Source organism: Marinomonas fungiae, from assembly GCF_001418205.1.
Taxonomy (GTDB): Bacteria; Pseudomonadota; Gammaproteobacteria; order Pseudomonadales; family Marinomonadaceae; genus Marinomonas; species Marinomonas fungiae.
Window position 1 is genome coordinate 311939 of record NZ_LIQF01000001.1, and the last position, 13196, is coordinate 325134.

The window sequence follows — 13196 nt, forward strand, 5'->3', positions numbered from 1 at the left end:
AATTTCTACCTACTGGGATTTACGCACACGTAGATACCATTCTGATAACAAGCGCACTTGTTTTTCGGTGTAGCCGCGCTCAACCATTCGTTTCACAAACTCATTATGTTTACGCTGATCTTCTTTCGAAGATTTGGCACTGAAGGAAATAACCGGTAGCAGATCTTCGGTGTTGGAGAACATTTTACGCTCGATCACCACACGCAATTTCTCATAGCTTAACCAGCTAGGGTTTGAGCCATTGTTGTTGGCCCGGGCACGCAACACGAAATTCACCACTTCGTTACGGAAGTCTTTTGGATTACTAATGCCCGCTGGTTTCTCAATTTTTTCTAGCTCATCGTTAATGGCAGAGCGGTCCAGAATGTCACCCGTTTCCGGATCACGATATTCTTGATCCTGAATCCAGAAATCCGCATAAGTGACATAGCGATCAAAGATATTCTGGCCGTACTCAGAGTAAGACTCTAAGTAAGCGGTTTGTATCTCTTTACCAATAAACTCAATATAACGGGGGGCAATGAACTCTTTGAGTGCCCGTAAATAACGATCATGGCGCTCTTGATCAAATTGCTCTTGCTCAATCTGCTGTTCAAGCACATACATCAAGTGTACAGGGTTGGCCGCCACTTCAGTCGGGTCAAAGTTGAACACTCGCGACAGAATTTTGAAGGCAAAACGCGTCGATAACCCGTCCATCCCTTCATTCACTCCCGCCGCATCTTTGTATTCCTGAAGCGACTTCGCTTTAGGATCAATATCTTTCAGAGTCTCCCCATCGTAAATACGCATTTTTGAGAAAACACTAGAGTTCTCTGGCTCTTTAATCCGCGATAGCACAGAGAACTGTGCCAGCATTTTCAATGTATCAGGTGCACAAGGTGAATGGTTTAAAGAAGAGTTCTCAAGCAGTTTCTGATAGATTTTCATTTCCTCTGTGACGCGTAGACAGTAAGGCACTTTCACTGTGTAAACGCGGTCAATGAAGGCTTCGTTGGTTTTATTGTTCTTGAAAGACTGCCACTCGGATTCGTTCGAGTGGGCTAAAATAATGCCATCAAATGGAATACCACCCAGTCCCTCAGTACCGTTATAGTTGCCTTCTTGAGTCGCCGTTAGCAGTGGATGTAGCACTTTAATTGGTGCCTTAAACATTTCCACAAATTCCATGATGCCACGGTTACCACGACATAGCCCCCCAGAGAAGCTATAAGCATCAGCATCGTTCTGCTCAAAAAATTCCAACTTACGAATATCAACTTTACCAACAAGAGCTGATATATCTTGGTTGTTCTCATCACCGGGTTCCGTTTTTGAAATAGCAATTTGCTTGATTGCCGATGGATATACTTTCACTACACGGAATTGCTGAATATCACCATTGAACTCTTTGAGACGTTTCGCAGCCCAAGGAGACATCGCACTTTTTAAATAGCGCTTGGGAATACCATATTCTTCCGCAAGAATGTCACCATCTTCATGGACATCAAACAAGGCCAATGGCGACTCAAATACTGGAGAGCCTTTAATGGCATAGAAAGGTACTGTTTGCATGAGCTCTTTTAGCTTTTCGGCAAGTGACGATTTACCACCACCGACAGGACCTAACAAATATAAAACCTGCTTCGATTCTTCCAACCCTTGAGCAGCATGCGTCAGGAAAGCCACAATTCTTTCGATCGCTTCTTCCATACCATAGAAGTGCTCAAAGGTTCGATAACGCTTGATGACCTTGTTGGAAAAAATACGGCTACTACGAGAGTCCTTAGAAGTATCAACAACTTCCGGTTCACCAATCGCCATAAGCAAGCGCTCAGAAGCGGATGCATAAGCTGAAGGGTCTTCTTTACAAAGGCTTAGGTACTCGTCGAGTGATAATTCTTCTTCTTTTTGAGCATCAAAACGAGATTGAACATGATCAAAAATACTCATCGCGGTATCCCCTTATATACAGTCTTTGGGCTCGCACAAGTCGCAACGGCTACCCTGGATTTCAACCAGACAGTCTGGTTCTAAAGCAGTGAAAAGTCTTAGAAGATAATTAAGGTTTAGCATAGTCTGACGACTACTCAAGTAAGAAATGACAGGATTTACAAAAATAAATCTTTGGTAAAACAAAGTGATAAAAGTTTAACTACCTGATAATAAAGCGATTCAAATAGTGTTTTCTCAAATAAGGATTTTCTATGGCAAAGCAAGCACCTCAGGGGCTAAAAGCATAAACGGGCCCAGAAAAACCTGACTCCAAATCGGATTCCCCCTTTCCCCAAATGCATGTTTTGTAGTAATTTAACAAAATAAATACGGCCTTTTGAAACACTTATGCAGCCCAAAACAAACACTTTTTGGGAACATATTTTGCATTCTATTTAGTCATTCCCACTCGCATCAAGTGGCATAACACATCCGCACTGTCATAATTTTACGTCAGTATGGGTAACGAAACGCTTAATGCCAACATTCGTCATCAAGGTGGTTTAATGGATTTATCAAACTATGTGAGCACACTTCCTTTTATGGACAAGGCCTCGAATCAGGTCATTCAAACCCTTAGCGAGCTTGCCCAGATCAAGGAACTTAGCGCTGGTGAAATGCTGGCGCAGCAATTTGAAGTTGGTCACTCCCTATATATTTTAATGTCCGGTGAAGTCTCCATCTCAATTCCATTGCAGGAATCAGGGAAGTCCTATCACGTGGGACTCATCAGCCGTCAACATACGCCCATTGGCTGGTCTGCTTTTCGCCAGACATCACGCTATGCAACCAGTTTTCAAGCCACGAAAAATACCCAATTAATTAGCTGGCCAATTACAGAATTACAAAAAATTCTTGATCATGAAATCGAGTTTGCCGAGCATTTCCTTGCCTTTGTTTACCGTGAGTCATTGCCTGTCCTAACCGGCATTCAAAATCTTACTCGTCCTTTCTTTGCCAATGAGTCTTTGGCCTTTGAAGAAACTCGTCCTCTGATCGAGCCTGAGTTACAAAAGCAGTCCATCAAACAATCAGTAGCATTATTATCCGACACGGCATTTTGTGAGGGCTTCACACAAAATGAACTGCATGCCATGTCCAAACATGCACATGTCATCCTGGCGCATCAAGGGGACATTCTGTCGCAGCAAGATCAGCCTGAAGATGGCTTGTATTTTCTAGTCAAGGGTAAAGCTGTGGTGAGCTACCAAACCGAGGCCGCCGAAGTGATCACGACCCGAACCATTTCTCGCCCTGGTACTGTGTTGGCGTGGTGTACAAATGGCACACCACAACGTAATCGTTCAACTATTATCAGCTCGCGGGATACAACCGTGTTGTTTATTGCACGAGATGATTTGTTGTCACTGTTTGAAGAAATGCCCAAGTTTGCCATCAAGTATTGGTACCGCTTAATCTGGCTAGTTGGCACCCATCTGGTGTCGGCGCGGATGCGCTACTTATCACAGATTGCCAGTGATGAAGTTCTCGCTGTTAACAGCATGATTGAACAAAATGCGGCAGTTCTACCTGTCAGCTCTCCTTTATACAAAGTGGGCTCGCTGCTAAAAAATGCCGTCACAACAGATGAAGCTTTTGGTGTTCTGTATCGCTGTTTGCATTACGGAACGCGTATCGAGCGCACCATTTCGGGCATGAGTCTCGATATTCTAAAAGATCTACAGCGTGAAAACGCCTTTTATCGCAAGCTGGCGCATATTTACGATGCAGTGAATACCCTACCTGCCGAGTTAAACTCCATCGATGTGCGCCGATTCGCAACAGAGCAATTCACACAAGCCTTTAAGCAGGTCCCGTACATCATCAAAGGCATGGAAAACTTACCTAAGAAGCAAGGCTGCTTATTCATTTACAACCACCTATTAGGCTCATCAAGCAATCAGCTTGCGAACGGGTTTCGTTTTTCATTAGATGCGCAATTCATCAGCTCGATGATTATTTACAAACAATATGGCATTGCGGCACAGCGCGTAGTTCGACGGAGCAAAGAGTTTGAGTTCTGGCGCGACGCCTATTACGAAAGATTCGGCAATATCTTTGTCGACAGTTGGAGTGCCCTGCAAGCAGGCACAGAAGCCCATCATAAGTTCTTGGCTGATGGTCAAGAAACGTTGCATTCGAACATGCCCCTCATCATTTCACCTGAAGGCAAGAGCTTTCCGACCAATGAATCGCCCGGTGAGTTACTTCCTTACGTATTTGAATTGGCGGGATCAATGAAAGGAGAAGATGAGCCTTGGATTGTGCCTATCGCAGTGGCCAACTTTGATAAACGAGCTGACCATAATATCTACACAGCGGTCATCAAACCTGCGTTTCGTATTTCTGACCGCGTCGATATTGAAGACGCTGAAGCCGTCGCTAACTTCTTAAAGGAGTACCAAGAAGAGTTCCGCCAGACGGTGAAAGAAGCCGAGGACTTGGCTCAAGAAATTAAGAAATACCCTGTTTTAAGTCGTCGCCAAGGCTGCATTTCAAATGTCCGCAGCGTCAATCAAATTGATGTGGAATTTGAATCCGATGTGCGTGAATTGGAGTTCCGCCAAGCCCATCGCCGCTTTAGCAATCGCCCAGTGGCTTTCTATGGTAGCTCAACCATTAAAAATTGGGCTGATTTCGAAGCCCCATTTGATAGCAAAGACACCGTAAATCTTGGCTTTAACGGCGCCACCATCGATGCCTGTGTGTATTACTTTGAACGCATTGTTTTGCCTTACAATCCTCGGTCGCTGGTACTTTATGCTGGAGATAACGACATTGGCAACAAACATAGCAGCAACAAAGTCATTGATCGTTATGTCAGTTTGCTAGAAAAGGTCGACCGTCATTTGCCGGGGATTCCGGTCACGATTCTCGGCGTCAAGCTCAGCCCCACTCGACAAAGCATGCGCAATACCGTGGAAAGCACGAATAAGATGCTGCAACAACTTGCTCGTACTCGCCCCAACACCATCTTTATCGACAGCAACAAGATTTTGGGAGATAAACACGGCAATGTTGAAGAAAGCTTCTTTGAAGATGACCGCCTGCACTTAAATGAAAAAGGCTATCAGAAGCTTGGTGAAGCGTTATCCATCCACACAGACCATATCTATACTCAACACAAATCCTGAGTAATAATAAAAAAGCTCACTGGACTCCAGTGAGCTTTTTCGCTTTCATCGCTTGAATATTCGCCTGTCGACTTACAAAACCTGATCATTTCCTCTTCCTTCTATTACGCTTGCCCCTGTAACGGCCATAAATAATAGCTTTCTATGTCTTGGGCGCAATGTGGTCGCGAGAAGAAATAACCTTGCAGGTATTTGCATCCAAATGATTGCAGCATCTCCCATTGATCTTGAGTTTCTACGCCTTCTGCAACCACATCCATCGACATACTTGAAGCCAACGCAATGATCGCTTTCGCCACATCACGATCGGAATGATCGTAAGTAATTCCATCAATAAAACTGCGATCAATTTTCAGAGTATTGGCATTCAACTTTTTCAAATACCCTAAGGATGTATAGCCCGAACCAAAATCATCCACTGAGGCTTTAATGCCCCAACTTCGCAAAGTATTCAATACCACAGTCGCTTGATCAGGGTCGGCCATGATAGCCGTTTCCGTCAGCTCAATTTCCAAGCAATGAGCCAAGTAGGGATACTGATCTAACAGTGAGCGAAACAGATCAACCAACCCTAAGCGAGTAACATGGGCGGCGGATACATTGACGGAGACTTCCAGCAAAGGTAGCCCGAGATTACGCCAATGACTCATTTGAATTGCTACGGCGTTTAGTACCCAGCGATCCAGTTCAATGATTAAGTTTGATTCTTCGGCAATGGTGATAAATCGATCTGGATACACCAATCCTAGGCGTGGATGATTCCAACGAACTAATGCCTCTAATCCATAAACTTTACCGGACTGAGCTTCTACTTTAGGCTGAAAATGAAGCACCAACTCATCATTCACAATAGCCTCACGCAGCTCGGACTCCAATTGCACTCGCTCAGGTGTTGAGCCCTTTAAGAATTCACGCTGCCAAAATACATAACACCCCTTGCCTGAATTCTTCGCCTCATACAAGGAGATATCAGCGTAACGCATGGCTGTCACTCGATCACTCGCGTCCTCAGGCAAATTCACCACGCCAACGCTAGCGCCAATATAAACTTGGGTTTCAAATACGGTAAACACTTCGGATAACTGAGCAATCAAATGCTCCGCAATCTGTTCTTGCTGGGAGCGGTTGAGCTGCCCCGTCAGCAACATAACAAATTCATCTCCTCCCTGGCGGGCCACCAAGGTTGCATTTGGCACGGCTTCCAACAGCCTCTGTCCTACCAAATACAACAACTGATCCCCTGCGTGATGACCAAGAGAGTCGTTAACAAACTTAAAGCGATCCAAGTCCAAATAGAACAGAGTCATAGGATGACTCTCAAGATTCGGTGCAGACAGCTTTTGACTTAAAAATTGCTCAAACTGGAAACGATTAGGCAAAGAGGTTTGCGAATCAAAATAGGCCATGTGATGCAGCTGTTCTTGGGCATTTTTTGATTCCGTAATGTCATTGAAAATGGCAATGAAATTAACGACTTTCCCTTGATTATCTCGCAGCGCTTCTAGGGACAACCAAATGGTTTTATCGATCAACTCTGGACAGGTGAAATACACCTCCCCCGCCCAATGATTCGTTTCTATAACGGTCCGCCAAATATCGTTAATCGACATTTCATGGGTCCAAGCGGTCGCTAGACGCTCAGTGATACGTTGAGAGAATTCCCGAGACTGCAATTTAAAAATGCCGCAAGCAACATCATTGAAATCTAAGATTTCCTTATGTCGCCCCATCAGCACGTTGCCTTGCATGGAGGATTGGAAAAAGTGTGACGATATTTTAACTAGGTGCTCAGAAGTACGCAGGTCAGAAATATCTTGCAGTACTCCTTGGATCGTATCGTCTTCGCCTTTACTGCCGACTTTTAAACGGCCACGCAAAATAACGTAGCAATCACGCCCCTCCAAGGTAAACTGCATTTCTGCTTGAATCGTTTCACCATATTGTTGGCACTTGCGAAACTGGCGTCGCACATCCTCGCTATGTTCGCCATCGAGAACCTCTAGAAAGCCTTCAAGAGACATGTATTTGTGTTCGTCTGAGAAACCAAAGAGTTCAAGCACATCGTTTGAAAACAAGAACGTTTGCGAGCCGCAATCAAAGGTCCACTCACCCATTTTGGCAAGTTCATGAGCATGTTTTAATTCTTGTTTGAAATCCGCAATCTGGCGTTCTGCTTGTTTTTGACTGGTGATATCCGCCAAAGTCCAGAGGCGACCAACTAGAGAATCACCTCGTACAATCGGTTTTACACTGTAGCGAAGCCAGCGTCCCGCTTTGAGTAATAACTCGCCATTAAACGCGGCATGATTATCATGGCTGTGGCGCAAAAAACTCAGAAAGTTTTCTGGGGTCTCTAACTGGCTCGAAAGGTTTTGGAGAAAATCCGTCATGCTGATTTCGCCATCGAAATGGCTTGGCACCGTTAGCAGTTCCCCCAGAGCAGCGTTATAACGCAATTGATCTCTTTGAAAATCCACGATCAACATGGCTTCAGAAGACGAACCAAATGTCGTTTCAAACAACTCCTGATGTTCTGCCGCCGCATCATCCCGTTCTAACATAGCGTCCGACGCCAGATCGATTGAACGCTCTAACAGGATAATGTCGTTTTCCTGCTGTCGAAACATGAGATCAAGTTCAGATGCTAACATTTGCAGTTTGCCCGTTCTGGTTTCTTCTGGAAAATGTTTGTCTAGTAACTGTTTAATCTTTTGATGCATAGAATAGCTCTAATCGCATGTTTCAAATTATTTTTTTTAAAGAGATCTCTGGGGAATTTATGCTAATGAATTTCCCTATCAATTACTAATTAAAATGCACTGATTCCTTATTGACTCCGACAGAAAAAACCTTCAGCATGATGTGAATCGTTTTTTCTGACATAGACTTTTAAAAATGAACACATTCGCATTCACAAATAAACGCAACGGCGATAAACGTAAGGGTAAGAAACCTTGCGACGCTGGCGTGTGGATGTAATTTAAAAATTTCCCTCGGCAGCATGTTTGCCGATGGAAAACTCCAGCTTGCCGAACATGTTGCCGAATCTAACTAGAGGTAACAATATGTTTCATGGCGCGATCACAGCTCTTATCACACCCTTTTCCAACAATCAGTTAGACGAAGCTGCCCTACGTCGTATCGTTCGCTGGCAGATTGATTCGGGCATTAACGGCCTTGTCCCAGTTGGCACAACCGGGGAAAGCCCAACCCTGAGTGAAGCTGAGCACAAACGAGTTATCGAGATTACCGTAGAAGAAGCAAACAAAGCGGTGCCAATCATCGCCGGTGCAGGTTCTAACAACCCTATCGAAGCCGTTGACTACTCAAGACACGCCGCCGAAGCTGGCGCCGATGCAGCGCTTCATGTGGCAGGTTACTACAATCGCCCCAACCAACGTGGCTTGTACGCGCATTATGAGTATGTTCACAACAACACAGAACTACCGATCATCGTGTACAACATTCCGCCTCGCGCGGTGGTAGGCGTGGACGTTGCGACTATGGCCGAGCTTGCCAAACTTGAACGTATCGTCGGTGTAAAAGATGCTACTGGCGATCTGACACGTCCAATCCGCGAACGCGCCTTGATTAAAAAACCTTTCAGCTTTTTAAGTGGTGATGACGTAAGCTGCGTGGCTTATAACGTAGGTGGAGGCAATGGCTGCATTTCGGTCACGTCAAATATTGCCCCTAAACAAGTGGTAGAAATTCATCGCCTATGCCGTGAAGGCAACTTTGTCGCAGCCGCCGCACTACAGGATAAATTGTTTGCCCTACATTCAGCGTTGTTTATTGAGCCAAACCCAGCTGGTCCTAAGTACGCTATGTCTTTACTAGGTCTCTGCTCTGATGAAGTGCGTCTACCTATGATGCCGCTATTAGACAGTACAAAAGAGACCATTCGCAACACAATGAAAGCGTTAGAGCTAATCTAACCTGAAGGTTTGAACCATAAAAAAGCAGCTCATAGGAGCTGCTTTTCGTTCACACATTCACGTCTTAACATCACTCGCCAATATGCCAACCATTGGTAATTGGGTAACGACGATCTCGACCAAACCCACGCTCTGTGACACGCACCCCTGTCGGTGCTTGACGACGCTTGTATTCATTTAAATCGACCAGACGTAACACGCGATAAACCGTCTCACGATCAAATTCTTTTGACGCTAAGATTGCTTCTGCACTCATATCTTTTTCGATATACATGTGTAAGATGCTGTCCAGTACATCGTAGCTAGGCAACGAATCTTCGTCCACTTGATCTGGCGCCAATTCTGCACTCGGTGGACGCGTAATCACACGCTCAGGAATCACATACCCTAACGTGTTACGGTAACGACTGAGGCGGAACACCAAAGTTTTAAACACGTCTTTCAGGACTGAGTAACCACCGACCATGTCGCCATACAGTGTTGCGTAACCTACGGCCATCTCACTCTTGTTACCAGTGGTCAGTACCATGTAGCCTTTCTTATTAGAAATGGCCATCAAGGTCACACCGCGGGTACGAGCTTGGAGGTTTTCTTCTGTGGTATCTCGGGCGTAGCCTTCAAATTCTGGTGCAAGAGTTTTCATAAACGCCGTCACCATTGGTTCGATTGGCAACACACTGTACTCAACACCCAGCAATTTAGCTTCTTCTTCAGCGTCTTCAAGACTCATAGAAGAAGTGTAGGTGTACGGCATCATCACCGCTTGCACGCGATCAGCCCCAATGGCATCGACCGCAACCGCTAAAGATAACGCCGAATCAATGCCACCACTTAATCCCAATACAATACCTTTAAAGCGGTTTTTCTCGATGTAATCTCGTAAACCTGTGACCATGGCTTGGTAGACACTGGCTTCTACGTCTAGCGTTGGCGCAATGTCGCCAGCGAGTACTTCTAATCGACGCTCACGATCTTCAGCAATCGTAAAGTCAACACAGTACAACCCCGTCTCATACCAAGGCGCTTGGCGCACTTTGTGCCCTTGAGCATTGACAACAAAGGAACCGCCTTCATACACCAACTCATCCTGCGCCCCCATATAATTGACGTATACGATCGGCAGTTGGTTCTCACTCGCACGGCGTTGCAGTAACTGCTCGCGCACGCCCATTTTTTCAATATGATAAGGCGAAGCATTTAAGTTCAAAATTAATTCAGCGCCCGCCCCCTTTGCTTGGGCAATTGGCTCTGGATGCCAAATATCTTCACAGATACTGAGGCCAACTTTAGCGCCTTTGATATTGACGATGCACGGCGCAGTTCCCGCTTGGAAGTAGCGTTTATCATCAAATACCTGGAAGTTCGGCAGCTTCTGCTTGCAATACTCTCCTAGTATTTGACCTTGGTAAAACACACCTGCGCAGTTAAATAACTCGCCATCAATTTCTCGCGGATAACCGACCACCACATAAATGTCATGAACTTGGTCTAAAATATTAGCTAAGGCCATTTCGATGCGTGGCGTCAAACTTGGACGAAGGAGTAAATCCTCTGGCGGATAACCAGTTAGGGTCAACTCAGGAAAAACGATCACATCTGCTTGTTGCTCATCTCTTGCTTTAAGAGACTGTGCAATCACAGATTCGGTGTTATTTTTGATGTCGCCAACTAGCATATCCAGTTGGGCCATGGCTACTCGAATAGTCATTACGTTGCTATCTCAGACACTCTGTTAGATTATATAGGTGTTATTGTCGTGGAATTACAAGGCTAAGGTAAAGGGCATGATTGTACGTTTATTATTTTTTATTCTGGTTTTTGCCATTGGCTGGATAATTTATCGACAATTTGCAAAAGCCATTATGGCTAAATCCAAATCGGTTAAGAAAATGCAGACCAAAAAGCCGCATGAAGAAGCCATGGTAAAATGCGCGACCTGCGGTACTTTTGTCCCTGCCAGTCACGCCGTCTACGATCACAACCAAACGCCATTTTGCAGTGTTGAGCATAAAATCGAACATCAGTCGTGATCGAAATTTAGTACGTTAACCACATCTGCTTTGTCTCGCCGCTATCATGCTGCCACCAGCAACGCACCCGCTGCTGGTCTCTGGTAGCGCACCAACGCTCAACGTTAAGGTGCTCAATACGCTGTTTTTGCAACCAAGCAGCGCCTGACGAAAACTGTCGAAGCTGCCAATAACCACTTTGGGGACGACAAAAGCCTGTGCAATTTAATGATCCGACAGCAACCGCAGGCATTGTAGATAACATCTGATAAATATCCCGCCAAATGATTTGAGGTTGTTGCTGTGCCTTTTGGGTTTGCCACAAGCTTTCCTCTTGAAGTGACGACTGATGACTCACCAATAGTGCACTCAGCATAATGACCATCAGCAAGATCGGCATAGACACCCAACCATGATTAGGTTTCATTGGTTTTCCCTACCGATGCCAACAGTTTGCCAACTTTAAAACAAAGCCCATCATAGTGCCATTGATCCCCTCTTAAGGTTTGATAGGACTGACTTTGAGCCGCCAACTCACATTCTGCGGCGCCATATAAATATTCCACTAAGATACCAACAAGCTGCGCTGTCGGCACGGTGCCATAATCCACCAACACTTCATCAGCGATACCATCTAAATTACGATCCAAAACTGGGTAAAACCGCACATGCTCCAGACCGGTCATTAATTCTAACGCGTTTCCGGACTTTTCCGGTCGGCGCCAAAAAGCATTGAATTGTGACTTCCCCTCTTTCACAAACCAGTAGAACCCCTCCGCACTGTATACCAACACCTCTCCTGTTAAAGCAGGCCCTGTATTCCAAGCTTTCAACACACCATTATTACTCGACAATACCTTAGCAACAGAGCTCTGGTCGCAACTACTGACATGCACCGAATCCCCAACCCCTATGCCCTCACATGCCATGTTGACATCTATTTCATGCTCGTCAGACCAACCATAAGCGGCACATAACCCAAAATCCTTGCCATATAACCAGTCTGAGCCAAGATCAAGTTGATCTGTAGTTAAACGAGCGGGCTTAGATTGACCATTACCAACTTCCAGCCACTCATTGGAGCTAAAACAGCCAACACTACCCAAACGCTGAAACTGAGCTTGAAACTGGTCATCTAGCGATGCATTCAATGCCATCAAATCAAGTATCTTTTGCCGCTTAGACAAACTCAGTTCCATACTTTGAATAAACGGAATCACAATCCCAATTAGGCCCGTCAATACTGCAATAGCCACTAAGGATTCGATCAACAAATATCCAGACCGAGTTGCTTTCACCATTTGCTTAACTCGTATTGCAGTACTCGTTGTAATTGCGTTCCTCGACACACCTGACACAACGTTGCGGCAGATATCGTCGAATCAATACTGGGACTCTGAGCAAAGGTTTTGGACATTTGCTCGGACAAAGCGTTTTGGACGTTGTGATGGTGTTTCGCCTGGAGCTCTATTATTTGTTTCGTCAGTTGATTAAGTTGGTATTGCGTAGCGCTGATGACCATAGCCACACAAGCCATCGCCAAGACGGCCTCCAACAGGATCCACCCCTGCAGACGATGCTGTCTCATAAGCACTCCTTGGCATCATAACGTTGATCATCAAGATATGCGCGACCACTTTGATTAACCAAGATACGCAGTGCCTCGGCTTGTGCTCGACACAAATAGAAGGAGCCATTTTGATAACTTGACAGGCCTGTCGGTAAGAATTGCAAATATGCTCGTTGAGCGGGAAAACCACGCCAAACAATCGTTGTTTCAGGAGAGAATTTTTGCGTCTGCAATGCACCCGCTTGATTGGTGATGCGAATGAAAGCCTGTTGCTGCCATGCGCCGTTACAATTCGCCCCACCGCATAGCAAAACTGACTGCCCACTACTCATAGCCAAACTTCTGGCGCGGGAAATAAGCAACAATAGATCACTAACATCTTGCGATAAGATACGCCGGGCTTGCCAGCGCTGGTAATAACCAACAATATTTGAAGAAAGAAAAGCCGAAGAAACAATTGAGATCATAGCGACCACAATAAGTAACTCCAGCAGGGAAAACCCCTTGCAGGAATTCATGACACACTCCTTATGTCATTAAAGCCAGCATCCTTGCTAGCCGATAAATGAAG

At 45.3% G+C, this 13196-nt stretch carries 10 protein-coding genes; 3 read left to right on the top strand and 7 right to left on the bottom strand.

The window, feature by feature from the left end; all coding sequences use genetic code 11:
- Positions 1-9 precede the first annotated feature (9 nt).
- The gene (locus tag ASC49_RS01380; RefSeq protein WP_055461416.1) at positions 10-1932 is read right to left on the bottom strand and encodes a PrkA family serine protein kinase; all 1923 of its coding nucleotides are present in this window, start codon (positions 1930-1932) and stop codon (positions 10-12) included.
- A gap of 500 nt (positions 1933-2432) precedes the next feature.
- Here ASC49_RS01380 and ASC49_RS01385 point away from each other — a divergent pair, with 500 nt between their 5' ends.
- Positions 2433-5108, top strand: a complete 2676-nt coding sequence (locus tag ASC49_RS01385; RefSeq protein ID WP_245624599.1) for a cyclic nucleotide-binding domain-containing protein — start codon at positions 2433-2435, stop codon at positions 5106-5108.
- A 104-nt stretch (positions 5109-5212) separates the two neighbouring features.
- Here the strand turns inward: ASC49_RS01385 and ASC49_RS01390 are convergent, their stop codons facing one another.
- Positions 5213-7828, bottom strand: a complete 2616-nt coding sequence (locus tag ASC49_RS01390; protein WP_055461417.1) for a sensor domain-containing protein — start codon at positions 7826-7828, stop codon at positions 5213-5215.
- A gap of 345 nt (positions 7829-8173) precedes the next feature.
- Here ASC49_RS01390 and dapA point away from each other — a divergent pair, with 345 nt between their 5' ends.
- On the top strand, positions 8174-9046 hold the full coding sequence (gene dapA / locus ASC49_RS01395; protein ID WP_055461418.1) for a 4-hydroxy-tetrahydrodipicolinate synthase: 873 nt from the start codon (positions 8174-8176) through the stop codon (positions 9044-9046).
- Positions 9047-9116: 70 nt separating this feature from the next.
- Here the strand turns inward: dapA and ASC49_RS01400 are convergent, their stop codons facing one another.
- Positions 9117-10754, bottom strand: a complete 1638-nt coding sequence (locus ASC49_RS01400) for an NAD+ synthase (protein ID WP_055461419.1) — start codon at positions 10752-10754, stop codon at positions 9117-9119.
- A gap of 76 nt (positions 10755-10830) precedes the next feature.
- Between ASC49_RS01400 and ASC49_RS01405 the strand changes: the two genes are divergently transcribed.
- Positions 10831-11076 carry a PP0621 family protein gene (locus ASC49_RS01405; protein WP_055461420.1) on the top strand — a complete coding sequence of 82 codons (246 nt, stop codon included), beginning with the start codon at positions 10831-10833 and terminating at the stop codon, positions 11074-11076.
- A gap of 7 nt (positions 11077-11083) precedes the next feature.
- On the opposite strand, the gene ASC49_RS01410 is transcribed toward ASC49_RS01405, so the two are convergent.
- The 4 genes from ASC49_RS01410 to ASC49_RS01425 are packed head-to-tail and all read right to left on the bottom strand — an operon-like array spanning position 11084 to position 13143.
- Positions 11084-11482: a hypothetical protein gene (locus tag ASC49_RS01410; protein WP_055461421.1), complete on the bottom strand. Its 399-nt coding sequence runs from the start codon at positions 11480-11482 to the stop codon at positions 11084-11086.
- Positions 11472-12356 carry a type II secretion system protein gene (locus ASC49_RS01415; protein WP_055461422.1) on the bottom strand — a complete coding sequence of 295 codons (885 nt, stop codon included), beginning with the start codon at positions 12354-12356 and terminating at the stop codon, positions 11472-11474. Before ASC49_RS01415 ends, ASC49_RS01410 begins: the two co-directional genes overlap by 11 nt.
- Entirely contained in the window at positions 12350-12643 is a 294-nt protein-coding gene (locus ASC49_RS01420) for a type II secretion system protein (protein WP_055461423.1), read from the bottom strand. The genes ASC49_RS01415 and ASC49_RS01420 overlap by 7 nt, the downstream gene beginning before the upstream one ends.
- Entirely contained in the window at positions 12640-13143 is a 504-nt protein-coding gene (locus ASC49_RS01425) for a GspH/FimT family pseudopilin (protein ID WP_055461424.1), read from the bottom strand. The genes ASC49_RS01420 and ASC49_RS01425 overlap by 4 nt, the downstream gene beginning before the upstream one ends.
- Positions 13144-13196: the final 53 nt, after the last annotated feature.

Excerpts from the sequence above, each read along its gene's own strand:
- ASC49_RS01380 (WP_055461416.1), bottom strand. The coding sequence starts at position 1,932 with ATGAGTATTTTTGATCATGTTCAATCTCGTTTTGATGCTCAAAAAGAA.
- ASC49_RS01385 (WP_245624599.1), top strand. The coding sequence starts at position 2,433 with ATGGGTAACGAAACGCTTAATGCCAACATTCGTCATCAAGGTGGTTTA.
- ASC49_RS01390 (WP_055461417.1), bottom strand. The coding sequence starts at position 7,828 with ATGCATCAAAAGATTAAACAGTTACTAGACAAACATTTTCCAGAAGAA.
- dapA (WP_055461418.1), top strand. The coding sequence starts at position 8,174 with ATGTTTCATGGCGCGATCACAGCTCTTATCACACCCTTTTCCAACAAT.
- ASC49_RS01400 (WP_055461419.1), bottom strand. The coding sequence starts at position 10,754 with ATGACTATTCGAGTAGCCATGGCCCAACTGGATATGCTAGTTGGCGAC.
- ASC49_RS01405 (WP_055461420.1), top strand. The coding sequence starts at position 10,831 with ATGATTGTACGTTTATTATTTTTTATTCTGGTTTTTGCCATTGGCTGG.
- ASC49_RS01410 (WP_055461421.1), bottom strand. The coding sequence starts at position 11,482 with ATGAAACCTAATCATGGTTGGGTGTCTATGCCGATCTTGCTGATGGTC.
- ASC49_RS01415 (WP_055461422.1), bottom strand. The coding sequence starts at position 12,356 with ATGGTGAAAGCAACTCGGTCTGGATATTTGTTGATCGAATCCTTAGTG.
- ASC49_RS01420 (WP_055461423.1), bottom strand. The coding sequence starts at position 12,643 with ATGAGACAGCATCGTCTGCAGGGGTGGATCCTGTTGGAGGCCGTCTTG.
- ASC49_RS01425 (WP_055461424.1), bottom strand. The coding sequence starts at position 13,143 with ATGAATTCCTGCAAGGGGTTTTCCCTGCTGGAGTTACTTATTGTGGTC.